Source organism: Agrococcus sp. SCSIO52902 (genome assembly GCF_022983135.1).
GTDB lineage: Bacteria > Actinomycetota > Actinomycetes > Actinomycetales > Microbacteriaceae > Agrococcus > Agrococcus sediminis.
Genome location: NZ_CP095269.1, coordinates 1,433,992 through 1,458,102 on the forward strand (window position 1 = coordinate 1,433,992; position 24,111 = coordinate 1,458,102).

Consider the following 24,111-nt stretch of genomic DNA (forward strand, 5'->3'; position numbering starts at 1 on the left):
TGAAGCGAGCACGGAGGACGACATGAGCCATCACGACGACCACCAGCACGACCACCAGCACGACGCGGGCGACGACGGCACGAGGAAGCCCGGCGGCCTCGGCGACGAGGGCACCATCCCGAACGACCCGGACGGCCTCGGCGCGACGACGACCGACGAGGAGTCGACGTTCGAGCCCGAGGAGGACGAGCAGGCCGACCCCGACCTGCCCTCGCGGTAGCGCCGGCGGCATCGGGCGCTCGCGCGAGCGCCCGGTGCGGGTGCAGAGTGGGCGCATGACCATCCTCTGCGCGACGTGCGGCGTCGAGACCGGCGAGCCGCTCCCCGAGACCTGCGCCATCTGCGCCGACGAGCGGCAGTGGGTGCCGCTGCACGGGCAGATCTGGACGAGCACCGGCGAGCACGCGGAGCGCGGGATGCGCATCGACCTCGTCGAGGACGAGCCGGGCCTGTGGGCGCTCACCTCCGACCCGGCCGTCGGCATCGGGCAGCGGTCGCTGCTCGTGCAGACGCCCGAGGGCAACCTGCTGTGGGATCCGCTCGGCACGATGACGGATGCGGCGGTCGAGCAGGTGCAGGAGCTCGGCGGACTCGCGGTCGTCGCAGCCTCGCACCCGCACATGTTCGGCGTGCAGTGCGCGTGGGCCGACGCGCTCGACGCACGCGTGCTCGTGAACGCGCGCGACGCATCCTGGGTGCAGCGCGAGCATCCGCGCGTCGAGCAGTGGGACGACGAGCTCGAGGTGCTCCCCGGCGTGCGGCTCATCCGCATGGGCGGGCACTTCCCCGGCGCGGCGGTCGTGCTGTGGGAGCAGGGCAGCGACGGGCACGGCTCGCTGCTGGCGGGCGACACGATGCAGCCGAAGCCCGACCGCGCGAGCGTCGGCTTCATGCGGTCGTACCCGAACAACATCCCGCTGTCGGCGGGCGTCGTGCGGCGGCTGGCCGACCAGGCAGCGACGCTGCGCTTCCGGCGCATCTACGGCAACATCGGCGGGCAGGTGATCGACGACGGCCCCGCCGCGATCGCCCGCAGCGCCGAGCGGCACATCGCCTGGGTGACGGGCGAGCACGACGACCTCACGTAGGGCGCCGCGCTGCACCCGCCGCGTCGACCGGGGCGGATGCGCCCGTCTGGGGCCGGCGCGCCCGCCCCGCTCGGGCGCATCCGCCCCGCTCGACGACGAAGGGCCCGGCCGGAGCCGGGCCCTTCGAGCGCTGCGTCAGCGCAGCGGCGCGAGGATCGCGTTCAGCGACGCGCTCGGGCGCATCGCCGCGTCGGCGAGCTCGGCGTCGACGCGGTAGTAGCCGCCCAGCTCGACCGGGCTGCCCTGCACGTCGAGCAGCTCCTGCTCGATCGTCGCCGTCTGCGCGACGAGCTGCTCGGCGACCGGCCCGAACGTGGCCGCGAGGTCGGCGTCCTCGGTCTGCGCCGCGAGCTCCTCGGCCCAGTAGCGCGCGAGCCAGAAGTGGCTGCCGCGGTTGTCGAGCTCGCCGACCTTGCGCGACGGCGACTTGTTCTCGTCGAGGAACGTGCCGGTCGCCGCGTCGAGCGTCTCGGCGAGCACGCCCGCGCGGGCGTTGCCGGTCGTCTCGGACAGGTGGCGGAACGACTCCGCGAGCGCCATGAACTCGCCGAGCGAGTCCCAGCGCAGGTGGTTCTCCTCGACGAGCTGCTGCACGTGCTTCGGGGCCGAGCCGCCGGCGCCGGTCTCGAACAGGCCGCCGCCGTTGAGCAGCGGCACGACCGACAGCATCTTCGCGCTCGTGCCGAGCTCGAGGATGGGGAACAGGTCGGTGTTGTAGTCGCGCAGCACGTTGCCGGTGACCGAGATGGTGTCCTCGCCGCGCCGGATGCGCTCGATCGAGAGCTTCGTCGCCTCGACCGGGCTGAGGATCGTGATCTGGAGCCCGTCGGTGTCGTGCTTCGCGAGCTCCTCCTCGACCTTCCTGATCAGCTCGGCGTCGTGCGCGCGCGCCTTGTCGAGCCAGAAGACCGCGGGGGTCGACGAGGCGCGGGCGCGCGTCACCGCGAGCTTCACCCAGTCGCGCACCGGCACATCCTTCGTCTGGCAGGCGCGCCAGATGTCGCCGGCCTCGACGTCGTGCGCCATGAGCACCTCGCCGGAGGAGCTCACGACCTCGACCCGGCCGTCGCGCTCGATGCGGAACGTCTTGTCGTGCGAGCCGTACTCCTCGGCCTTCTGCGCCATGAGGCCCACGTTCGGCACCGAGCCCATGGTGGTGGGGTCGAAGGCGCCGTTGGCCTGGCAGTCCTCGATGACGACCTGGTAGATGCCGGCGTAGGAGGAGTCGGGGATCACGGCGAGCGTGTCGGCCTCCTCGCCGTCCGGGCCCCACATGTGGCCGGACTGGCGGATCATCGCCGGCATCGACGCATCCACGATCACGTCGGAGGGCACGTGCAGGTTGGTGATGCCGCGGTCGGAGTTCACCATCGCGAGGCGGGGGCCGTCGGCGAGGCCCTGCTCGATCGCCTGGCGGACGCCCGCGGCGGTCGACTCGTCGAGCTCCGACAGGCCGGAGAGGATCGAGGCGAGGCCGTTCTCGGCCGAGAGGCCCGCGGCCTCGAGCTGGGCGCCGTAGCGCTCGAAGACGGCGGGCAGGAACGCGCGCACGACGTGGCCGAAGATGATCGGGTCGGAGACCTTCATCATCGTCGCCTTCAGGTGCGCCGAGAACAGCACGTGCTCGTCGCGGGCGCGCTGCACCTGCTCGGCGAGGAACGCGTCGAGCGCCTTCGCGCTCATGAACGTCGCGTCGACGATCTCGCCCTCGAGCACCGCGAGGCCGTCCTTCAGCACCGTCGTCTCGCCGTCGGCGACGAGGCGGATCTGGAGGGTGTCGGCGGCCGGCATCGTGACCGACTGCTCGTTGGCGCGGAAGTCGTCGGCGCCCATCGTGGCGACGGCGGTCTTCGAGTCGTCGGCCCACGCGCCCATCGAGTGGGGGTGCTTGCGGGCGTACTCCTTGACCGAGCGGGGTGCGCGGCGGTCGGAGTTGCCCTCGCGCAGCACGGGGTTGACGGCGGAGCCCTTGACGGAGTCGTAGCGGGCGCGGATGTCGCGCTCGTCGTCGGTGGTGACCTCGTCCGGGTAGTCGGGGAGGGCGATGCCCTGCGACTGCAGCTCGGCGATCGCGGCCTTCAGCTGCGGCACCGATGCCGAGATGTTGGGCAGCTTGATGATGTTGGCCTCGGGCGTCTTGGCGAGCTCGCCGAGCTCTGCCAGCGCATCCGCCTCCTGCTGGTCGGCCGGCAGGCGGTCGGCGAACGACGCGACGATGCGCCCGGCGAGCGAGATGTCGCGGCGCTCGACCTCGACGTCGGCCGCGGCGGCGAACGCCTCGACGATCGGGAGGAACGAGTGCGTCGCGAGCATCGGCGCCTCGTCGGTGTACGTGTAGATGATCTTGGCCATGCGGCTCGAACCCCTCGCGGTCTCGGAATGGCGGCGGCCGCGAGTGCGTGCGCGGGCCGCGCCGTGCGGCTCCAACCTACCGCGACCTCGCTCGGGCGGCGCGCGGCGGGGCAGCCCCGACGAGGGCGGATGCGTCGATACAGTTGCCAGCCGTGAGAACAGGGCCCGCAGTGCGCCGCCTGTGGGCCGGGATCGGCCAGGCGGTGGAGTCGGCCGCCATCGTGGCGGTCGGCATCGTGCTGTGCGCGCTCGTGCTGCTCGCCGTCTGGGGCATCGACCAGGGCTTCGCCGGCGACCCGTCCGCGCAGTGGCGCGTCGCGGTGGACGCGTGGCTGCTCGGCCACGGCGTTGCGATCGGCGTGACGCTCGGCACCGACGCGATCGTCGCGGTGGGCATCGAGGAGGCCGGGAGGCCCTTCGTGCTCAGCCTCGGCGCGTGGGGGATCGGGCTCATCACCTTCTGGCTCCACTGGCGCAGCGGCCGCCGGCTCGCCGAGCTGCCGCTGATCGAGACCGGCATCGCCGTGGCTTCGGGTGCCGTCGCGACGGGCCTCGTGGGCCTCGGTGCGGCGGCGACGGCGACGCACGGCATCGCCGCGCCCAACCTCGGTCAGGCGTTCGCCCACCCCGCGCTCGTCGCGCTCGCGGGCATGCTCGCCGCGGTCCTCGCGGTGCACGGCCACGACTGGCTCGCCGCCGCCGCGGGCGGGCTCACGATCGAGGAGGGGTGGATGCGCGCCATCCGCACCGCCATCCGGTCGGGCCTCGGCGGGGCGGCCGGGGTGCTCGGCGTCGGCGCGCTCGTGCTCGGGGCGGGCCTCGTGCTGCGCTTCACCGACGGCATCCTGCTGATGGAGGCGCTGCAGGTCTCGCACGTGGGGGTCGTCGTGCTGTTCCTCGTGCAGCTGGCGCTCCTGCCCGTCGCGGTCGTGTGGGCCGCGTCATGGGCGATCGGGCCGGGCTTCATGATCGGCACCGGCTCGAGCATCTCGCCGCTCGGCACCGACCTGGGGCCGGTGCCGTCGCTCCCGCTCCTCGCCGCGATCGACCCCGAGGCGGCGCCCTGGATGCTCGCGGTGGTCGCGCTGCCCGTGCTCGCGGGCGTGCTCGTCGGGGTGCTCGCGCGCCAGACGATGCTCGCCGGCACGGCCGAGCGCCCGGTGCACTGGTGGGAGCTCGCGATCGCCGGCGTGGGCGGCGGCGTGCTCGCGGGGGCGCTGCTCGGCGTCGCCGCCATGCTCGCCACGGGCTCGGCGGGTCCCGGCCGCCTCGCCGAGACGGGGCCCGACGCGGTGCTCGTCGCGGCGTGGGGCGCGCTCGAGGTGGGCGCCGGGCTGCTGGTCGGCATGGCCGCGGGCGGCCGCGGCGCCGGGGCGCTCGCAGGCGTCGCGCTGCCGCTCGCCGGCGAGCGCGAGGGCTCGCGGGTGCGCGACCTCCTCGGCTTCGGCGCGGCGGATGCGCCCGACGCTCGGGACGAGGCGGCGGATGCGGCCGACGGGCGCGAGGGCGAGGGCGAGGCGGCGGATGCGGCGGCGGATGCGTCGGCGGACGACGCGCCGGTCGTCGCGCCGAGCGCCGACGAGCAGGAGACCGCGGTGATCGCGCCGCTCGCGGATGCACAGGAGACGGCGGCGATCGCGCCGCTCGCCGACGCCCGTGCCGAGCGCGCGGCCGGGGCCGAGCCGACCCATCCGGAGCCCGCGCCCGAGCAGGATCGTCCTGCGACGTAGGATGGAGCGCGTGCTGCGCCTCGTCGTCCTCGTCTCCGGCAGCGGCACCAACTTCGCGGATCTGCTCGAGCGCACGCGCGCGGGGCGGGTGCCCGCCGAGATCATCGCCGTCGGCGCCGACCGCGAGTGCGGCGGCCTCGAGATCGCCCGCGCCGCAGGCATCCCCACCTTCGTCGAGCCGTTCCAGCCGCCGCGCGAGGCGTGGTCGATGCGGATCGCCGACCGGATGGCGGCGTTCGAGCCCGACGTCATCGTGCTCTCGGGCTTCATGCGGCTGCTGTCGGCCGCCGCGGTCGCCCGCTTCGAGCCGGCGATCCTCAACACGCACCCCGCGTTCCTGCCCGAGTTCCCGGGCGCCCACGGCGTGCGCGACGCGCTCGCGGCCGGCGCGACCGAGACCGGCGCATCCGTCATCATCGTCGACAGCGGCGTCGACACCGGTCCGATCCTGGCCCAGCAGCGCGTGCCCGTGCTGCAGGGCGACACGCAGGACTCGCTGCACGACCGCATCAAGCTCGTCGAGCGCGACCTGCTCGCACAGGTGATCGGCGACATCGCCGACGGCACGTGCGACCTCGCCGAGCACGGCAGCGAGCGCGGCCGCAAGCGACCGACGCACCCCGACCCGAGACCAGAGGAAGCACAGTGAGCGGACCCCAGCACGACCCGAGCCTCTACCGCGAGCGCGACGCGGTGCCCTTCCGCCGGGCGCTGCTGTCGGTGAGCGACAAGACCGGCATCGTCGAGCTCGGCCGCGCCCTGGCCGACGCGGGCGTCGAGCTCGTCTCGACCGGCTCGACCGCGCGCATGCTCGCGGACGCGGGCCTCGCCGTCACCGAGGTGGCCGAGGTCACCGGGTTCCAGGAGGCGCTCGACGGGCGCGTGAAGACGCTGCACCCCGCGATCCACGCTGGCCTGCTCGCCGACCTGCGGCTCGAGCACCACGAGGCGCAGCTGGCCGAGCTCGGCATCGCGCCGTTCGAGCTCGTCGTCGTGAACCTCTACCCGTTCGTCGAGACCGTGCGCTCGGGCGCCGCCGACGCCGACGTCGTCGAGCAGATCGACATCGGCGGACCGGCGATGGTGCGCGCCTCGGCCAAGAACCACGCCAACGTCGCGATCGTCACCGACCCGCGCATCTACCCGCTCATCGCGAAGGCCGCCGCCACCGGGCTCTCGCTCATGCAGCGCCGCGCGCTCGCCCGCGACGCCTTCGCCCACACCGCCGCCTACGACCGCGCCGTCGCGCGCTGGTTCGCCGGCGAGCCGGTCGACGAGGCGGCCGCCGCGCAGCCGGCCGCTGCCGCGGCGGGCGATGCGGCCGCGGCGCCGGTGCAGGAGGCGGCGCCCGCTGCCGCCTCGCCCGCGGCGACCCGCGCGCCCGAGCCGGCCGAGGCATCCGCCCCCGACACCTCGAGCGCGACGGGACTGCTGCAGGCCGTCGGCCGGGCGACGCTCGTCGCCGGCCTGCGCTACGGCGAGAACAGCCACCAGCAGGCGGGCATCTTCGCGCTGCCCGGCGGCCGCGGCATCACGCAGGCCGAGCTGCTGCACGGCAAGCCGATGTCGTTCAACAACTACGTCGACGCCGACGCCGCGCTGCGCGCCGCCTTCGACTTCACCGAGCCGGCGGTCGCGATCATCAAGCACGCGAACCCCTGCGGCATCGCCATCGCCGCGCCGCGCGCCGACGATCCGATCGCGTCGGCGCACGAGCGCGCCCACGCGTGCGACCCGGTCTCGGCCTTCGGCGGCGTGATCGCCGCGAACCGGCCGGTCACGCGCGCGATGGCCGAGACGGTCAAGGACATCTTCACCGAGGTCGTCGTCGCGCCCGACTTCGAGCCCGAGGCGCTCGAGCTGCTGACGCAGAAGAAGAACATCCGCCTGCTGCGCCTGCCCGAGGGCTACGCGCGCGAGGGCTCCGAGCTGCGGCAGGTCTCGGGCGGCGTGCTCGTGCAGCAGCCCGACACCTTCGAGGGCTTCTCGTCGCACACGTGGCGGCGCGTCTCGGGACCGCACGTGCCGGATGCGGTGCTCACCGACCTGGAGTTCGCGTGGCGGGCGGTGCGGTCGGTGAAGTCGAACGCGATCCTGCTCGCCTCGGGCGGCGCCTCCGTCGGCGTCGGCATGGGCCAGGTCAACCGGGTCGACTCGTGCCGCCTCGCGGTCACGCGCGCGGGGGAGCGGGCCGCGGGCTCGGTCGCCGCGTCGGACGCCTTCTTCCCGTTCGCCGACGGCCTGCAGATCCTGCTCGACGCCGGCGTGACCGCGGTCGTGCAGCCGGGCGGGTCGGTGCGCGACGAGGAGGTCATCGCGGCCGCGAACGCCGCGGGCATCACGATGTACTTCACGGGGGAGCGCCACTTCGCGCATTGACCGGGCGGCTGTGTAGGGTCTCCGGGTGAGCGCCGGGACCATCGACGACGTGCGGCGGGCGCGCCGCCTGCTGTGCTTCGGCGCGACCGGGTCGGGCAAGTCGACCATGGCGACGCGGCTCGGCGAGCGGCTCGGGCTCCCCGTCACGCTCGTCGACGACCTGTGCTGGGATCCGGGCTGGCGGGAGCCGTCGCAGGAGGAGCGCGACCGGCGCGTGCTGCCGCTGCTCGAGCGCGAGGCGTACGTCTTCGACTCCGTCTACGGCCCGCACAACGCGGTCGCGCTCGAGCGCGTCGACGCGATCGTCGCGCTCGACTACCCCCGGCACGTCTCGCTCGCGCGGCTCATCCGCCGCACGGCCCGCCGCATCCGCACGGGCGAGCTCGTCTGCAACGGCAACGTCGAGACCCTGCGCCTCGCCCTCGCGCGCGACTCCATCATCGTGTGGCACTTCCGCTCGTGGCGCTCGAAGCGCGAGCGGATGCGCCGATGGCACGCGGATGCGTCGGCCCCGCCGGTGCTGCTGCTGCGCCGGCCCGCCGAGGCCGACGCGCTGCTCGCGCAGCTGGGGTGAGCCAGGCTCCGCCGACCCGTTCCACCCCGGGCGACCCGGTGCACCGGGTCGTGTCGGGTCGATCGGGTCGGGAACCGCGGTGAGGACTGCTCGAGGAAGTGATCGGGAAACGCCGATGGGGGCTGGACGCGGCGCTGTGAGCCTGCTTAGAATCGAAGGCTGTCCGCGCCACCAGGGAGCGGCTGACCTGGAGGATGCCATGAGCACGACGACGACCGCCCCGATCGCTGCCGGCCGTGCCCTCCGCGTCCGCCTCGTCCCCGCCGGACGCCGGTAGCGAGCAGGGCCTCCCGCCCGCCGCGAGCACCGCTCGCCCCGTCGTGTCGGCGGCACCGCCGACGATCGACGCAGCACCGCCATCGCGACCCACCCGTCGCACCGCACCATCGCCGATGCACGACGTCGGCGACCTCGAAGGATCCCCTCCCATGTCCTCGACGCCTCCCGATCCCACTCCCACGAAGGTCGCCGGGCACCTGCCCGCGCTCGCGCGCCTGCTGCCGTTCCTGCGCCCGGTGCTGCCGCGGCTGCTCTGGGGCACCGCCGCCGCGCTCGTCTCGGCGCTGCTGAGCCTCGCCACCCCGATCGCGATGCGCGCGCTCGTCGACGGCCCGCTCGCCGAGCGCGACTCCGCCGCCGTGTGGCCCGTCGCGATCGCGATCCTGGCACTCGCGCTCGGCGAGGCGTTCTTCGTCTACATGCGCCGGTTCCTCGTGACGCTGCCGTCGACGCAGGTCGAGGCGTCGATGCGCCGCACCCTCTACGCGAAGCTGCAGGCGCTGCCGGTCGCCTTCCACGACCGCTGGCAGTCCGGCCAGCTGCTCAGCCGCGCCGTGCAGGACCTCGGCATGATCCGCCGCTTCAGCGCCTTCGGCGCGCCGCTGCTGGTCGTGAACGCGATCACGCTCGTCGTGGGCATCGTCATCCTGTTCTTCTGGAGCCCGCTGCTCGCATCCGTCTTCGTCGTGCTCTCGGCGCCGGTCGTGTTCGTGGCGCTGCGCTTCGAGCGCCGCTACTTCGTCGTCTCGCGCGCCGCGCAAGACCAGGCGGGCGACCTCGCCACGACCGTCGAGCAGTCGATCCACGGCATCCGCGTGCTGAAGGCCTTCGGCCGCGGCCGCCACGCGCTCGAGGGCTTCACCGACCAGGCGTCGACGCTGCGCGAGACCGAGATCGACAAGGCCCGCATGGACGGGTACCTGTGGATGTGGCTGACGATCGTGCCGTACATCTCGTACGCCGTCTGCCTCTTCCTGGGCGTCTGGCTGGCCGCGAGCGACCAGATCTCCGTCGGCACGCTCTTCGCGTTCTTCGCCGTCGCGATGGTGCTGAACTGGCCGATCGAGTCGATCGGGTTCCTCTTCGCGTTCCTCATCGACGCGTCGAACGCCTCGCGCCGCTTCCACGAGATCCTCGACGCCGAGAACACGATCGTCGACCCCGAGCGGCCGACGACGATCCCGGCGCCGAAGGGGCGGCTCGTGTTCGACGACGTGCACTTCCGCTACCAGGACGCGCAGCCGCACGAGCGCGACCTCGTCGACGGCGCGAGCCTCGTGCTCGAGCCGGGCGAGACGATGGCGCTCATCGGCGTCACCGGCTCCGGCAAGACGACGCTCACCGCGCTGCCCGCGCGCCTGTACGACGTCACGGGCGGCCGCGTGCTGCTCGACGGCGTCGACGTGCGCGACCTGTCGCTCCAGGAGCTGCGCACGCACGTCGCGATGGCCTTCGAGGACGCCACGCTCTTCTCGGCCTCGGTGCGCGAGAACGTGCTCATGGGCGCCCCGGATGCGTCGGAGGAGGCCCTCGACCGCGCGCTCGCGATCGCGCAGGCCGACTTCGCGCGCGACCTGCCGGACGGCCTCGACACGCAGATCGGCGAGGAGGGCCTCTCGCTCTCCGGCGGCCAGCGGCAGCGCCTCGCGCTCGCCCGCGCGGTCGCCGCCGACCCCGCGGTGCTCGTGCTCGACGACCCGCTCTCGGCGCTCGACGTCGAGACGGAGGCGCAGGTCGAGGCGGCGCTGCGGCACGTGCTCGAGCGCACGACGGCGCTGATCGTCGCGCACCGCCCGAGCACGGTGCAGCTCGCCGACCGGGTGGCGCTCATGCGCGACGGCCGGATCGATGACGTCGGCACCCACTCCGAGCTGCTCGCGCGCAGCGAGCACTACCGCTACGTGATCTCGAGCCTCGAGGAGGCCGAGCGCGACAGGACCAGCATCGAGGCCGTCACCGGCTCGATGCAGCGCGTCGACCTCGACGACCTCGACGGTCTCGACGCACAGACCGAGGAGGTGTCCCGATGACCGTCCAGGGCGTCGCGGGCGAGGACCGCACCGACTACACGAAGGCCGAGTCGAAGGCCATCCGAGCGCGCTCGCGGAAGCTGCTCGGCGCGCTGCTGCGGCCGCACATCGGCCGCGTCGTCGTGACGATGATCCTGGTGGTGATCGCGGTCGCCGCGAACATCGCCGGGCCCATGCTCATCGCGTACGGCATCGACCACGGCCTGCCGGCGATCGTCGAGCGCGCCGACTGGATGCCGCTGTGGGCGGCGACGCTCGCCTACATCGTCGCGGCGATCCTCGGCGGCGTGCTCATGTACGTCTACACGGTGAGCATCGCGCGCATCAGCCAGACGGTGCTGTTCGAGCTGCGCCGCCGGCTCTTCGACCACGCGCAGCGCCTGAGCCTCGAGTTCCACGAGTCCTACACGTCGGGCCGCATCATCGCGCGCCAGACGAGCGACCTGGAGTCGATCCGCGACCTGCTCGACCAGGGCCTCAACGAGCTCGTGCGCGGCGTGCTGTTCATGTCGTTCACGGGCATCGCGATGGCGATCCTCGACCCGCTGTCGGGCCTCATCATCGGCATCGCGCTCATCCCGGCGATCATCCTCACGCGCTGGTTCCAGGTGCGCTCGACGGTGCTGTTCCGCGAGACGCGCACGACGAGCGCGCGCATGATCGTGCACTTCGTCGAGACGATGACCGGCATCCGCGCCGTGAAGGCGTTCCGCAAGGAGCCCGCCAACCAGCGCGACTTCGACGAGCGGGTCGACGACTACCGCGACGCGAACTTCCGCACCATCAACATCTTCGGCATCTACGAGCCGGGCATCATGGCGATCGGCGCGATCACCGTCGCGACGCTCGTGCTCGTCGGCGGCCTGCGGGTCGTGGATGGGTCGCTGCAGATCGGCGCGCTGCTCGCGATCGCGCTCTACGCCCGCAACTTCTTCCAGCCCATCCAGGGCATCGGCATGTTCTTCAACGGCTACCAGTCGGCCTCGGCCGCGCTCGAGAAGATCTCGGGCGTGCTCGAGGAGGAGCCGACGGTCAAGGAGCCGGTCGCCGCGCAGGCGCTGCCCGCCTCGCGAGGCCAGATCGACTTCGACCGCGTCGAGTTCTCGTACGGCAGCGGCAAGGTCGTGCTGCCCGACTTCGACCTGCACATCCCCTCGGGCCAGACGATCGCGCTCGTCGGCACGACCGGCGCCGGCAAGTCGACGCTCGCGAAGCTCGTCTCGCGGTTCTACGACCCGACGGCGGGCAGCGTCAAGCTCGACGGCGTCGACCTGCGCGAGCTGTCGAACGACGACCTGCGGCGCGCGGTCGTGATGGTGACGCAGGAGGCGTACCTGTTCTCGGGCACCGTCGCCGACAACATCGCGCTCGGCAAGCCCGGCGCGAGCGACGACGAGATCGAGGCGGCCGCCCGCGCGGTGGGCGCGCACGAGTTCATCGAGGTGCTGCCCGACGGCTACGACACCGACGTGAACAAGCGCGGCGGGCGCGTGAGCGCGGGGCAGCGGCAGCTGCTGTCGTTCGCGCGCGCGTTCCTCGCCGACCCGCGGGTGCTCATCCTCGACGAGGCGACCGCCTCGCTCGACATCCCCTCGGAGCGGCTCGTGCAGGAGGGCCTCACGACCCTGCTCGCCGACCGCACGGCGATCATCATCGCGCACCGCCTGTCGACGGTCGCGATCGCCGACCGGGTGCTCGTGATGGAGCACGGCCGCATCATCGAGGACGGCTCGCCCGACGAGCTGATCGAGGCGGGCGGCAAGTTCGCGTCGCTGCACCGCGCGTGGCGGGAGTCGCTGGTCTAGCCCCCTCCCCGCTGGTCGAGCCGCCGGCCTCCCGTCGCTGGTCGAGCCGCCGGCCGGAGGCCGGCGAGTCGAGACCACCCCGTTGCTGCACGACGCGGGGTGGTCTCGAGACGCCCGCGGCCTGCGGCCGCGGGCTCCTCGACCAGCGGAAGGGGTGGCCGCGGGCTCCTCGACCAGCGGAGAGGGCGGCTGCCGGCTCCTCGGCCAGCGGCGGCCGGAGGGTTACGGCCGCGTGAAGCGGTCGAGCGCGACCGCCTGCCACGGGCCCAGCTCGAGGGCTGCGACACCGTCGACGACCTCGACGACGGATGCGCAGTCGGGCACCACGACGTCGCAGTAGCGGCCGTCGGGCAGCTCGACCGGCACCTCGACGGTCGTCGGCTCGTCGTCGAGCTGCACGGCGAACGCCGCCGTCTCGCCGCGCAGCTGCGCGAGCGTGGTGCCCATGGGCTCGGTCGCCGTCACCGGCGCATCCACGACCCGCGTGCGCCACGCGACGAGCTCGAGCGTGCCGGGCCAGCGGTGCTGGCACACCCACGCGCCGTCGGCCCACTCGGCGTCGGCGGTCTCGTCGCCCGTGCACGACGCATCCGTCACCGAGCCGTCGGCCTCGAGCGCGGGCCCCGCGTCGCGGTCGCTGAAGGCGTAGCCCGAGTAGAGCGTCGGCGGCCCGTAGTCGCTCGCGAGCATCACCGCGGTCGCCGCCGCGAACGCGCCGCCGTCGCGGTAGGCGAGCGTCGAGCCGTTGCGCTCGGTGTCGTGGTTCGCGACGAAGGTGCGCGCCTGCTCGTCGAGCAGCCCGTAGGCCTCGGGGGAGAGGTCGGCGAGCGCCCGCGCGGCACCCGAGCGCACGAACGCGCCGACCCGGTCGGCCCATCCGAACTCCCACACGGTCGAGGAGGCCGTGTACTGCTCGGGCTGCACCGGCTCGCCCGTGCCGCGGATCACCTCGCTGATGACGGGCGTGCCCTTGGGGAGCGCCGCCACGATCGCGGCCACGTCGTCGGGGTCGATGTGCTTCGCCGCGTCGATGCGGAAGCCCGTCACGCCGAGCGCGAGCAGGTCGTCGAGGTAGGCGCCGATGGCCGCGCGCACCCGCTCGGACTCGGTCGCGAGGTCGGCGAGGTTCTCGAGCTCGCAGTGCTGGATCACGAACGGCTCGCGGTACGCGTCGATGTCGTCGTCGGGCGTGCGGTCGCAGTCGTGGAAGTCGTCGGGCGCGTAGAGCCCGGGATACGCGTAGTGGGTGAAGTCGGTGCCCGCCCAGCCCGTGCCCGACTCGACGCCCGCCATGTGGTTGACCACCGCATCCGCGTAGACGTCGACGCCCGCCTCGGCGCACGCGGCCGTCATCGCGGCGAACTCGTCGCGCGTGCCGAGCCGCGACTCGACGGCGTACGAGACCGGCTGGTACGACCACCACCACTCGGAGCCGTCGGCACCCGCGAGGCCGGCGGTCGCGCCGTCGACGTGCTCCTGCGGCGGCGACGTCAGCACCCAGGCGACGCCCGCCTCGCCGAGCGCGGGGCACTCGGCGGCGATCGCGTCCCACGTCCACTGGAACATCGCGAGCCCCGTGTCGCGGCGCTCGGGGGCGGCGGATGCGCAGCCGGCGACCGCGAGGACGGCGGCGGTGGCGACGGCTGCCGTCAGGCGGCGCGCGGTGCGACCCGCTGGCACTGCAGGCTCCCGCTCGGCGCTCGGCGCGTCAGAGGCTCTTGCGGCCGATGGCCTCGCCGTACTCGTTCTCGCCGATCACCTCGAAGCCGACGGCCTCGAAGAACTTGCCGGGGCCGAGGTCGCCCTCCTCCCAGACGGCGTAGACGCTGTCGAAGCCGAGCCGGCGCGCCTCCTCGCACACCTGGTCGACGGTGAAGCTGCCGACGCCCTTGCGCTGCGCGTCGCCTGCGACGTACATGCGCAGGATGCTCGAGCGGTACTCCTCGCGGTCGACCTCGGGGTCGAAGTTCGCCATCACGAACGCGACCGGGTCGTCGCCGTCGAAGATCACGCGCTGCCAGGCGCTCTGCGTGTTGACGAACTCCTCGAGCCGCGCGTTGCCGGCGAGGAAGGCCTCCTGGCCCCGCTTGAGCGTCATGCCGTTGGCGGCGACGATGTTGGCCGCGTTCAGCTCTTCGAGGCGCAGGTTCTCCATGCGCACACCGTACCAGCGCGCCCACGGATGCCCAGGGGCCTGGGGATGAACGTTCGGCGTCAGCCGATGGGCGTGATGCGGATGTGCCGAGCGAGCTCGCGCGGGTCGGCGATCGTGCCCGCCTGGGCCGCCAGCACGGCCGAGGCCGACCACGCGGTGGCCCGCGCCAGCTGCTCCTCGAGGGTCGCGCCCTCGGGGATCGCCTGCGCGAGCGCGGCGACGGCGGCGTCGCCCGCGCCGGTCGGGTTGCCGTCGAGCACCTGGTGGATGCGCGCGTGCCAGGCCCGTCCGTCGGGCAGCACCGCGAGCATCCCCTCGACGTCGAGCGACGCGAAGACGGTGCCGGTGCCGAGGGCGGCGAGCCTGCGGGCGGCGTCGAGCGGGTCGGCGCCACCCATGGCGTCGAAGAGCTCGTGCCGGTTGGGCTTGACGGCGGTGGCGCCCGCGGCGACCGCGTGGCGCAGCTGCTCGCCGCCGACGTCGACGATCACGGGCGTGCCGGCAGCGACGGCGATCTCGACGATGCTGGCGCACAGGTGCGCGGGCGTGTCGGGCGGCAGTGAGCCCGAGGAGGCGACCGCGCGGGCGCCGGGCGCCTCTTCGCGCATGATGTCGAGCAGCTGCTCCCAGCCGCGCGCGTCGACCGCCTCGCCCGTCTCGTTGAGGTTGGTGGTGCCGGCGGGCGTGACGATCGCGGTGGTGCGGCGGGTGGGCGCGTCGACCTCGACGAGCCGGTGGCGGATGCCCGAGCGGTCGAGGTCGTGCACGAAGATCGCCTGCACCGGCCCGCCGATCGGGGCGATGACCATGGCGTCCTCGTGCTGCTGGTGCAGCACGCGCGCGACGTTGACGCCCTTGCCGCCGGCGCGGGCGAGGCCCGTGGGCACGCGGTGGCTGACGCCCGGTCGCAGCTCGTCGATCGTGTACGTGATGTCGATCGCGGGGTTGGTGGTGACGCAGAGGATCGGGCCGCGAGTGGCCGAGTCAGCGGTCGGTGCGACGCTTCGGGCATCGGCGTCGGTCGCCATCTGGCCTCCTCGTCGCGGTCGCCCCCGCAGCGGGCGGGGTGGCTCGATCATCCCACGCGGGCCGATCGTCGACACGCCGCCGCCGGTTGACCCGTTCGAACGTGTGTTCGAGAATGGAGGGATGGGGATGGCATCGACGAGGCTCGAGCGCCGCACGGGGGCGGACCGCACGGCGACGGTCGAGGCGCTGCGCGAGCGGCTGCGCGGCATGCAGCAGGCGGCCTCCCTGCAGGTCGAGCCCGCCCCGGTCGAGCCGGCCGCGGTGGGGCTCGCGGAGGTCGTGCGCGCGCTCAGGCCCGGCGCCGCGCACAGCATCGAGTCGCGCAGCCTCGCCCTCGCCTGCCTGGGCGCGGCGATGCCGGCCGGCGCGTGGGGCGCGATCGTGGGGATGCCCGACCTGGGCGTCGAGGCCGCCCGCGACCTGGGCGTGCCGATCGAGCGCATCGCGCTCGTGCCGCATCCTGGCCGGGCCTGGCTCGACGTGGTCGCGAGCCTCGCCGAGGCGATGCCGGTCGTGCTCGCCGCCTCGCCCGGCCGCGTGACCCACACCGACGCGGCCCGCATCGCGGCGCGGCTGCGCCAGGCGTCCTCGACGCTGCTGGTCGCCGGCCCGTGGCCCAACGCCGCGACCGTCGTGCGGTCGCTGCGCGCCGAGTGGGAGGGGCTCGCCGACGGCGACGGCAGGATCGCCGGGGGCAGCCTGCTCGTCGAGGCGTCGTCGGGCGGAGCGCCGCGGCTCGCGCGCATCCCCATCGGCGGCGGGCTCGCGGGGCCCGAGCTCGCGCCCGAGCCCGACCTCGCCCTGGGAGCGGCGCTCGCGGAGCACCAGCCCGCAGCCTGAGGGTCCGCGCCGACCGGTCGGATCCGCCCCGATCGACACGCCGCATCTGCTTGACGGCATTCGAACGTCTGTTCGATCATGGGGTGTGGCAGCCGAGACGACCAGCAGCAGCGCCCCGCCCCGCGCGCGGGTGGGCGGCGGTCGCGTGGGCGTGCTGCGGGTGCCCGACTGGCCGGTTGTCGTCGCGCGCCAGACAGGCGCGCTGCCCGCCGGCGGCGAGCAGGGCGCGCCGGGCGCGATCGTGCACGCGCTGCGCCTCGTCGCGTGCGACGAGCAAGCCCGCGCCGACGGCGTGCGGGTCGGCATGCGGGTGCGCGACGCGCAGGCCGCGTCGCCCATGCTCGCGCTCGCCCCCGCCGACCCGGTGGGCGAGGCGCTCGCGTTCGAGCGGGTGGTGCGCGCGGTGCTCGCCGTCGTGCCGGCGGCCCAGCCGATCGGCGACGGCGCCCTGGCGTTCCGGATGCGGGGGGCCAGCCGGTTCTACGGGTCGGAGTCGCGGGCGCTCGAGGCGGTGCGCGGCGCACTCGACCCGCTCGGGCTCTCGGCGAGCTTCGGCGTCGCCGACGACCGCTTCACGGCAGAGCTCGCCGCGCAGCTGGGCCGCGAGACGATCGTGCCGGCGGGGCGCAGCCGCGACTTCCTCGGCCCGCTGCCGGTGGGCGTGCTCGGCGACGACGAGCTGCCCGGCATGCTGCACCGGCTCGGCGTGCACACGCTCGGCGGCTTCGCGCAGCTGCCCGACGACAGCGTGCGCGACCGGTTCGGCGAGGCGGGGCTCGTCGCCCTCACCCGCGCCCGCGGCGGCGACGACCGCCGCGTCGACGACAGCGGGCTCGGCGAGGAGCGGGCGCTGCGGCTCGTGTTCGAGCCGGGCATCGAGGGCGTGCAGGAGCTCGCGCTCGCCGTGCGCGAGCCGGTCGAGCGCTTCGTGCGGCAGCTGGCCGAGCAGCGGCTCGTGTGCAGCGAGATCCGCATCGTGCTGCGCGGCGAGGAGGGCCGCGTCAGCGAGCGGCTGTGGCGGCAGCCCGGCTTCCTGCGCGCGGGCGACATCGTCGACCGCATGCGCTGGCAGCTGACCGAGGGCGACCTCGGCTCGGCGCTCGTCGAGGTGCAGGCGCTGCCCGAGCGGCTCGACGCCGACGCCGAGCACATGCCGGGGCTGTGGGGCGGCGGCGACATCGACGACCGCACGAAGCACGCGCTCGAGCGGCTGCAGGGCATGCTCGGCCGCGAGGCGGTGCTCACCGCGACCCCCGGCGGCGGCCGGCTGCTCGCCGAGCGCGGCGTGCTCACGCCCTGGGGCGACGCGGCGCCCGCGCAGGCGGCCGGCCCGTGGCCCGGCGCGCTGCCGCCGCCCCGGCCGGCGGTCGTGTTCCGGCCGCCGCTGCCGGTGCGGCTGCTCGATGCGGCGGGCGCGCCGGTCGAGGCGGCGGCGCTCGACGTGCGCGAGGGGGCGCCCGCGGCGTTCTCCCCGCCCGCCGCGCCCCGCCGCCGCGTCGTCGCCTGGGCCGGGCCGTGGCCCATCCGCCGCCGCAACCTCGGCGACGTCGTGCACCGCGTGCAGATCCTCGACGGCGAGGGGGAGGCGTGGGTGCTGCTGCAGGCCGACGGCGCCTGGCTCGCGGAGGGCCGCTATGCGTGACGTCGCGCTGCCGGCCGGCCGCGCTCGTCCGTCAACCGGTCCTGTGCGCGCTCGACCGGACTATCCGGTCGGGCGCACACGGAGCCGGTCGACGAACGGCGCCTGGGGCCGGGCGGGTGGCCTCGACTCGACCGCTGCGCGGGCGGCTCGACCGGCGGATGAGCGGGGGAGGTGACCGATGGCCGGCTGGAACAACCCCGCGATGCCCTGGCGCGAGCTCGAGGGCATCCTCTCCGACCGCGACGTCGGCGCCGGCAAGGTCGCCCACCCGGCCGAGCTCGACGACGCGCGCCGCGAGCGCATCCGCGTGCCCGCGCCCGGCGCCGCGACCCCGTACGCCGAGCTGCACGCGCACTCGCACTACTCGTTCCTCGACGGCGCCTCGAGCCCTGCCGAGCTCGTGAACGAGGCGCGCAGGCTCGGCCTCGAGGCGCTCGCGCTCGTCGACCACGACGGCCTCTACGGTGCCGTGCGCTTCGCCGAGGCCGCCGCCGAGGCGGGCCTGCCGACCGTCTTCGGCACCGAGTTCACGCTCGGCCTCGAGGCGCCGCAGCAGGGCGTGCCCGACCCCGACGGCTCGCACCTCGTGGCGCTCGCGACCGGTCCGGCCGGGTACACGGCGCTCGCCACCGCCCTCACCGACGGCTACCTCGCCACCGACCTGCACGGCCCGGGCGAGAAGGGCAGGCCCATCTTCGAGCTCGAGCGGCTCGCCGAGACCGCACGGGGCGAGTGGCTCATCCTCTCGGGCTGCCGCAAGGGCGGCGTGCGGCAGGCGCTCGAGCGGCACGGCGCCGGTGCCGACGGGGCGGATGCCGCGGGCCGCGAGCTCGACCGGCTCACGTCGCTGTTCGGCCCGGACCGGGTCGCGGTCGAGCTGAGCGACATCGGCGACCCCCGCGACTTCGAGCGCAACCGGGTGCTCGCGCAGCTCGCCGAGCAGCGCCGCCTGCCCGTGGTCGCGACCACCAACGCGCACATCGCGAGCCCCGCCCGGCAGCGGCTCGGCGATGCCGTCGCCGCGGTGCGCGCCCGCCGCTCGATCGACGAGCTCGACGCGTGGCTGCCCGCGGGCGGCGTGCCGTCGCTGCGCGCCGGCAGCGTGATGGCGCGCCGCTTCCGGGCGTTCCCCGGCGCGGTCGGCACCGCGGCCGCGCTCGGCCGGGCCCTCGCCTTCGACCTGCGCGCCGCATCCCCCCGCCTGCCCGTCATCGACGCGCCCGGCGACCACACCCCGATGAGCTGGCTGCGCGAGCTCGTCGCCGAGCGGCTGCCGCGCGTCTACGACACCGTCGACGGGCGCCCGAGCGCCGAGGTCGCCGCCCGGCTCGAGCACGAGCTGGGCCTCATCGAGCAGAAGGGCTTCGTCGGCTACTTCCTCATCGTCTTCGAGATCGCCGAGTTCGCGCACGCGCAGGGCATCCTCTGCCAGGGCCGCGGCAGCGCCGTCGCGAGCGCCGTCTGCTTCATCCTCGGCATCACCGCCGTCGACCCGATCCGCTACCGGCTGCCGTTCGAGCGCTTCATCTCGATGATGCGCGAGGAGGAGCCCGACATCGACATCGACTTCGACGCCGGCCGCCGCGAGGAGGTCATCCAGCACGTCTACGAGCGCTACGGCCGCCGCAACGCCGCGCAGGTCGCCAACGTCATCACGTACCGGCCGAAGTCGGCGGTGCGCGACGCGGCGAAGGCGCTCGGCTACGCCGTCGGCCAGCAGAACGCCTGGTCGAAGTCGGTCGAGTCGTACTCGAAGGTCGACGTCGACACCATCCCCGAGCCCGTCGTGTCGCTCGCGGGCGAGTTCCTGCACGCCCCGCGGCACCTCGGCATCCACTCCGGCGGCATGGTGCTCACCGAGGAGCCGGTCGGCTCGGTCTGCCCGATCGAGCCGGCGCGCATGCCGAACCGCACCGTGCTGCAGTGGGACAAGGACGACTGCGAGTGGATGGGCCTGGTGAAGTTCGACCTGCTGGGCCTGGGCATGCTCGGCGCCCTCTCGCACACGCTGGCGCTCGCGGCCGAGCACACGGGGGAGTCATGGTCGCTCGCGAGCATGCCCGCCGAGGAGGCGGGCGTCTACGACATGCTCTGCGAGGGGGATGCGGTGGGCGTGTTCCAGGTCGAGTCGCGCGCGCAGATGGCCACCCTCCCTCGCCTGAAGCCGCGCTGCTTCTACGACCTGGTGGTCGAGATCGCGCTCATCCGCCCCGGCCCCATCCAGGGCGACGCGGTGCACCCGTACCTGCGCCGGCGGGTGGGGGCCGAGCCGATCACGTACGCGCACCCGCTGCTGGTGCCGGTGCTCGAGCGCACGCTCGGGGTGCCGCTGTTCCAGGAGCAGCTCATGCAGATGTCGGTCGCGGTGGGCGGCTTCGACGCCGGCGAGGCCGACCAGCTGCGGCGCGCGATCGGCTCGAAGCGGTCGCGCGAGCGGATCGAGGCGCTGAAGGCGAAGCTGTTCGAGGGCATGGCCGCGAACGGCATCTCGCAGGAGGTGGGCGAGACGATCTACCGCAAGATCGAGGCGTTCGCGGGCTTCGGCTTCGCCGAGTCGCACTCGCTCGCGTTCGCGAAGCTCGTCTACGCGTCGTCGTGGCTGAAGCTGCACTACCCGGCAGCGTTCCTCGCGGGGCTGCTGCGCAGCCAGCCGATGGGCTTCTGGTCGTCGGCGTCGCTCGTCGCCGACGCCGCGCGGCACGGCGTCGAGACGCTGCGGCCGGATGCGGTGCGCTCGGGCGTCGACGCGGGCCTCGAGCCGCACGGCGAGCGCCGCCCGGGCGACGACGCGTGCCTCGCGCGCGAGCAGCCGCCGGTGCCGCCCGCGGCGACCGAGTCGAGGCGGATGCGCGAGCGGCACCGGCGCGACGCGGGCCTGGCCGTGCGCATGGGCCTGTCGAGCGTCGCGGGCGTCGGCCGCGCCGCCGCCGAGCGCATCGTGGCGGCGCGCGAGGAGCGTCCGCTCGAGGGCATCCACGACCTCGCCCGGCGCGCGTCGCTCGACCGCGGCGAGCTCGAGGCGCTCGCGACCGCCGGTGCCCTCGAGGGGCTGGGGGTCGGACGCCGCGAGGGGCTGTGGCTCGCGGGCCCGGCGTCGACGGAGCGCGAGGATCAGCTCGAGGGCACGCAGGTGACGCTCGAGGTGCCGCTGCTGCCGCTGCTGTCGGCCGAGGAGCAGGTGGCGCTCGACGTCTGGTCGACGGGCGTCGCCACCGACGACCACCCGGTGCGGCACGCGCGGGCGATGCTCGAGGCGCGCGGGGTGCTGCCGATCGCGTCGCTCGCCGAGGCGGAGCCGGGCAGGCGGGTGCAGGCGGCCGGCATCGTCACGCACCGCCAGCGGCCGCGCACGGCGCAGGGCGTCACCTTCATGAACCTGGAGGACGAGACGGGCATGCTCAACGTGATCGTCTCGAAGGGCCTGTGGGCGCACTCGCGGCAGGTGGCGCGACACTCGCCCGCGCTCGTCGTGCGCGGCATGCTGCAGCGCACACCGGAGGGCGTCATCGCGGTGCTGGCCGATCGGCTCGACCGCTTCGATGTGCCGAGCCCGCGGTCGCGCGACTTCGCGTAGGAGCGCCGGTCGAGGGGAGTCGGGCTGCGGAGTGCGGGCTGCGAACTGCCGGGCACGGCGAAGGGGCCCGGCCGCAGCCGAGCCCCTCCGCGTCAGGACGTCAGTCCGTCGCCCCGTCGGTCACACCGCGCGCGGCGCGCCCGGGCCCTTGCCCTTGCCGAAGCCCTGGCCAGGGTGGTCGTCGCCGTGCACCGGGTGGGCGTCGCCGAACACCGGGTGGCCGCCCGTGCCGGGCTCCTCGGGCTCGTCCTCGGGGAACGCGAGGCCGATCACGACGGCGTCGTGGTCGCTCGCGCGGTAGGGGTCGGGCGCGAAGAGCGCATCCTGCGCCGCCTGCTTGAACTGCATCGAGTAGTCGATGAGGCTCGTCTCGTCGGCGTTCGCGTGCCACGCGTCGGCGCCCACCACGTACGGCAGCATCTCGGCGTCGGCGAGGCCGTAGTCGAGGTAGCCGAGCTGGCCGTCGAACACGTAGGTGTACTCCTCCTCGCCCTGGAACTGCGCGAGCAGGTCGGTCCAGCCGGCCGCCGCGAGCGCCGCGATCGGGTCCTCGTGGTCGTACGAGTTCAAGTCGCCGATGATGAGCGAGCCGTCGGACTCGACGCCCGTCGGGCCGGTCGCGAGCCAGTCGGCGAGCGCCTCGGCCGCGGCCGTGCGCACGTCGTTGCAGTTGCCCTGCTCCGGCTCACCGGTGTCGCCCTCGCACGCGGAGCCCTTCGACTTCAGGTGGTTGACCGCGACGGTGAGGATGCGGTCGGTCGCGAGGTCGCGGAACGACTGCGCGAGCGCGGGCCGGTTCTTCGTCGTGTCGAACCGGGGGTCGACGCTCGAGTCGAGCACGGCGTGGGCGCCCTCGGGGCTGACGAGCGCCGGCTGGTAGATGATCGCCGTCGTGATCTCGTCGGTGCCGAGCGTGCCGGTGTCGATGCCCGCCCAGCGCGCCGAGCCGTCGGCGTTCGGGCCGGCCGCCTCGTTGAGCGCCGCGACGAGCGCGTCGAGCGCGGCCCCGTCGTTGTTCTCGATCTCGAGCAGGCCGACGACCGCCGAGTCGAGCTCGGTGATGGCGGCGACGATCTTCGCCTCCTGACGCGCGAGCTCCTCAGCGGTCTGCGCGCCGCGGCTGCCGAGCGTCGTGAAGTAGTTCAGCACGTTGAACGACGCGACCTCGAGCGTGGCGCCCGCGATCTCGGGCGACGCCTCGCGGCTGTTCACCTCGGCGTAGGTGCCCGCCGCGGTCGGCTGGATCGCCCAGGTGTCGAAGCGCCAGTCGAGCACGCCCGTGATGCCGGTGATCGTGTCGCCGCCGCGGAAGTCGTTCTCGAGCGTGAACTCGGCGAGGTTGCCGGGGTGGATGGCCGGGTCGGGGTTCTGCGTCGAGCGGCCGTCGTCGATCGTGATGCGGTTCGCCGCGTTGGTCGCGGCGATCGCGGCCGCCTCGGCGGAGCCGGGGTCGGCGACCGCGGTCGGCTGCATCTGGCGCTCGGTGCCCACGACGACCTGGCCGTAGCGGCCGTAGCTGTAGTACTCGAGGATCGACAGCGTCTGGGGCAGCGTGACGAGCATGCTCTCGGTCGGCTCGTGGTCGGCCACCGGCAGCGTCAGCTCGACGGGCGCGGGCAGCGCGCCGTCGCCGCAGTCGAGCACCGAGGCGTTCGAGACCTGCGTCATGCCGTAGTGCTCGGCGGCGGTGCCCGTCACCTGCACGAGGTCGCCCGCGGCGACGTCGGGGGAGGAGGGGGCGTAGACGAAGATGCCGTCGCTCGTGGCCGCGTCGCCGTCGCCGGCGTCCTGCAGCGTGAAGCCGTTGAAGCCGCCGCTCTGCCAGTCGCCCGTGACCGTGCCGCGCACGGTCACCGTCGTGCCCTCGACGGGGGTCGAGTCGCCGGCGCCCTGCACGGCGCCGATCGCGGTCGCGTCGGCCTCGCAGGTCAGCTCGACCGGCGGCTCCTCGGCCTCGAAGACCTCGTTCGCCGCGCCCGGGGTGTTGTAGGCCTCGCCGGCCGAGATGGTGCCCGTGTAGCCCGCGAGCCCCGCGCCGTCGTAGTCGTTGCGCACCCAGTCGGACGGCGCATCCGTGTCGACGCCGTCGGGCACCCGGCTCGCGCCGCCGACCGTGAACGAGCCGCCGTCGAAGGACGGCGCGAGCGCCGTGCCCCAGCCGAGGTCGCCCGAGCCGCCGTCGAGCAGCGCGATCGCGTCGACGACCGTGAAGGCGACGCCCGCGTCGATCGTGCCGTCGAGGTCGGCGTCGACGCTCGAGCCCACCGCGGCGGTGCCGTCGACGAGCAGCAGCGAGACCGAGCCGTTCTGGATGCCGTTCACCGGGTACTGCAGCGTGCCGCGGCCGTCGGCGTCGAGCGCCGGCGCCGGGTTGGACTGCAGCACCAGGCCCTGCTGCGTGCCCGTGTCGCCCTTGACGACGAGCAGCGAGTGGCCGCTGACGTCGGTGCCGGGGTCGGCCAGGATCTCGATGTACTCGATGTCTGTGCCGGTGATGTTGGCAGAGAACTCGTTGATCACCGGGTGGCCGGCGGCGTGTGCCGGGGCGGTGACGATGCCCGTGAGGGCGAGCGCGGCGACCGTTCCGGTGCCGAGCAGGGTGCGTGCGCGCATGGATCTCTCCGTCGAGGTGCA

At 74.2% G+C, this 24,111-nt stretch carries 16 protein-coding genes; 11 read left to right on the forward strand and 5 right to left on the reverse strand.

What is annotated here, in order from left to right; genetic code table 11:
* The first annotated feature begins 22 nt into the window (after nt 1-22).
* Complete coding sequence (locus tag MU522_RS07125) at nt 23-220, forward strand: hypothetical protein (RefSeq protein WP_146355590.1); 198 nt, start codon at nt 23-25, stop codon at nt 218-220.
* 55 nt (nt 221-275) lie between these two features.
* The gene (locus tag MU522_RS07130) at nt 276-1,088 is read left to right on the forward strand and encodes a hydrolase (RefSeq protein WP_246990387.1); all 813 of its coding nucleotides are present in this window, start codon (nt 276-278) and stop codon (nt 1,086-1,088) included.
* A 135-nt stretch (nt 1,089-1,223) separates the two neighbouring features.
* Here MU522_RS07130 and MU522_RS07135 read toward each other — a convergent pair whose 3' ends face one another.
* Complete coding sequence (locus MU522_RS07135) at nt 1,224-3,440, reverse strand: NADP-dependent isocitrate dehydrogenase (protein WP_246990388.1); 2,217 nt, start codon at nt 3,438-3,440, stop codon at nt 1,224-1,226.
* A 152-nt stretch (nt 3,441-3,592) separates the two neighbouring features.
* Here MU522_RS07135 and MU522_RS07140 point away from each other — a divergent pair, with 152 nt between their 5' ends.
* From MU522_RS07140 to MU522_RS07165, 6 genes are all read left to right on the forward strand, one after another.
* On the forward strand, nt 3,593-5,170 hold the full coding sequence (locus tag MU522_RS07140; RefSeq protein ID WP_246990389.1) for a DUF6350 family protein: 1,578 nt from the start codon (nt 3,593-3,595) through the stop codon (nt 5,168-5,170).
* 10 nt (nt 5,171-5,180) lie between these two features.
* Nucleotides 5,181-5,819, forward strand: a complete 639-nt coding sequence (purN, locus tag MU522_RS07145) for a phosphoribosylglycinamide formyltransferase (protein WP_246990390.1) — start codon at nt 5,181-5,183, stop codon at nt 5,817-5,819.
* Nucleotides 5,816-7,549, forward strand: a complete 1,734-nt coding sequence (gene purH, locus MU522_RS07150; protein WP_246990391.1) for a bifunctional phosphoribosylaminoimidazolecarboxamide formyltransferase/IMP cyclohydrolase — start codon at nt 5,816-5,818, stop codon at nt 7,547-7,549. The genes purN and purH overlap by 4 nt, the downstream gene beginning before the upstream one ends.
* A 25-nt stretch (nt 7,550-7,574) precedes the next feature.
* Nucleotides 7,575-8,123, forward strand: a complete 549-nt coding sequence (locus tag MU522_RS07155) for an adenylate kinase (RefSeq protein ID WP_128190191.1) — start codon at nt 7,575-7,577, stop codon at nt 8,121-8,123.
* A 428-nt stretch (nt 8,124-8,551) separates the two neighbouring features.
* Complete coding sequence (locus MU522_RS07160; RefSeq protein ID WP_246990392.1) at nt 8,552-10,432, forward strand: ABC transporter ATP-binding protein; 1,881 nt, start codon at nt 8,552-8,554, stop codon at nt 10,430-10,432.
* On the forward strand, nt 10,429-12,237 hold the full coding sequence (locus tag MU522_RS07165) for an ABC transporter ATP-binding protein (RefSeq protein WP_246990393.1): 1,809 nt from the start codon (nt 10,429-10,431) through the stop codon (nt 12,235-12,237). Before MU522_RS07160 ends, MU522_RS07165 begins: the two co-directional genes overlap by 4 nt.
* 222 nt (nt 12,238-12,459) lie before the next feature.
* Here the strand turns inward: MU522_RS07165 and MU522_RS07170 are convergent, their stop codons facing one another.
* Genes MU522_RS07170 through MU522_RS07180 form a run of 3 tightly spaced genes read right to left on the reverse strand, consistent with a single transcriptional unit; the run spans nt 12,460 to nt 15,420 of the window.
* Nucleotides 12,460-13,917 carry an alpha-amylase family glycosyl hydrolase gene (locus tag MU522_RS07170; RefSeq protein WP_246990394.1) on the reverse strand — a complete coding sequence of 486 codons (1,458 nt, stop codon included), beginning with the start codon at nt 13,915-13,917 and terminating at the stop codon, nt 12,460-12,462.
* Nucleotides 13,918-13,945: 28 nt separating this feature from the next.
* Nucleotides 13,946-14,392 carry a GNAT family N-acetyltransferase gene (locus tag MU522_RS07175; RefSeq protein WP_128190652.1) on the reverse strand — a complete coding sequence of 149 codons (447 nt, stop codon included), beginning with the start codon at nt 14,390-14,392 and terminating at the stop codon, nt 13,946-13,948.
* Between the two features lie 59 nt (nt 14,393-14,451).
* Nucleotides 14,452-15,420 carry a hexose kinase gene (locus MU522_RS07180; RefSeq protein ID WP_246990395.1) on the reverse strand — a complete coding sequence of 323 codons (969 nt, stop codon included), beginning with the start codon at nt 15,418-15,420 and terminating at the stop codon, nt 14,452-14,454.
* Between the two features lie 121 nt (nt 15,421-15,541).
* On the opposite strand from MU522_RS07180, the gene MU522_RS07185 reads away from it, so the two are divergent.
* The 3 genes from MU522_RS07185 to MU522_RS07195 all read left to right on the forward strand — a co-directional run bounded on the left by MU522_RS07185 (nt 15,542) and on the right by MU522_RS07195 (nt 21,477).
* Entirely contained in the window at nt 15,542-16,261 is a 720-nt protein-coding gene (locus MU522_RS07185; protein ID WP_246990396.1) for a hypothetical protein, read from the forward strand.
* Between the two features lie 85 nt (nt 16,262-16,346).
* Entirely contained in the window at nt 16,347-17,903 is a 1,557-nt protein-coding gene (locus MU522_RS07190; RefSeq protein WP_246990397.1) for a DNA polymerase Y family protein, read from the forward strand.
* A 178-nt stretch (nt 17,904-18,081) separates the two neighbouring features.
* Nucleotides 18,082-21,477 carry an error-prone DNA polymerase gene (locus MU522_RS07195; RefSeq protein ID WP_246990398.1) on the forward strand — a complete coding sequence of 1,132 codons (3,396 nt, stop codon included), beginning with the start codon at nt 18,082-18,084 and terminating at the stop codon, nt 21,475-21,477.
* Nucleotides 21,478-21,597: 120 nt separating this feature from the next.
* Here MU522_RS07195 and MU522_RS07200 read toward each other — a convergent pair whose 3' ends face one another.
* On the reverse strand, nt 21,598-24,090 hold the full coding sequence (locus MU522_RS07200) for an ExeM/NucH family extracellular endonuclease (RefSeq protein ID WP_146355564.1): 2,493 nt from the start codon (nt 24,088-24,090) through the stop codon (nt 21,598-21,600).
* Nucleotides 24,091-24,111 lie beyond the last annotated feature (21 nt).

Bases quoted from the DNA above. Each gene is read 5' to 3' on its own strand.
- MU522_RS07125 (WP_146355590.1), top strand. From the start codon at position 23: ATGAGCCATCACGACGACCACCAGCACGACCACCAGCACGACGCGGGC.
- MU522_RS07130 (WP_246990387.1), top strand. From the start codon at position 276: ATGACCATCCTCTGCGCGACGTGCGGCGTCGAGACCGGCGAGCCGCTC.
- MU522_RS07135 (WP_246990388.1), bottom strand. From the start codon at position 3,440: ATGGCCAAGATCATCTACACGTACACCGACGAGGCGCCGATGCTCGCG.
- MU522_RS07160 (WP_246990392.1), top strand. From the start codon at position 8,552: ATGTCCTCGACGCCTCCCGATCCCACTCCCACGAAGGTCGCCGGGCAC.
- MU522_RS07165 (WP_246990393.1), top strand. From the start codon at position 10,429: ATGACCGTCCAGGGCGTCGCGGGCGAGGACCGCACCGACTACACGAAG.
- MU522_RS07175 (WP_128190652.1), bottom strand. From the start codon at position 14,392: ATGGAGAACCTGCGCCTCGAAGAGCTGAACGCGGCCAACATCGTCGCC.
- MU522_RS07180 (WP_246990395.1), bottom strand. From the start codon at position 15,420: ATGGCGACCGACGCCGATGCCCGAAGCGTCGCACCGACCGCTGACTCG.
- MU522_RS07185 (WP_246990396.1), top strand. From the start codon at position 15,542: ATGGGGATGGCATCGACGAGGCTCGAGCGCCGCACGGGGGCGGACCGC.
- MU522_RS07195 (WP_246990398.1), top strand. From the start codon at position 18,082: ATGGCCGGCTGGAACAACCCCGCGATGCCCTGGCGCGAGCTCGAGGGC.
- MU522_RS07200 (WP_146355564.1), bottom strand. From the start codon at position 24,090: ATGCGCGCACGCACCCTGCTCGGCACCGGAACGGTCGCCGCGCTCGCC.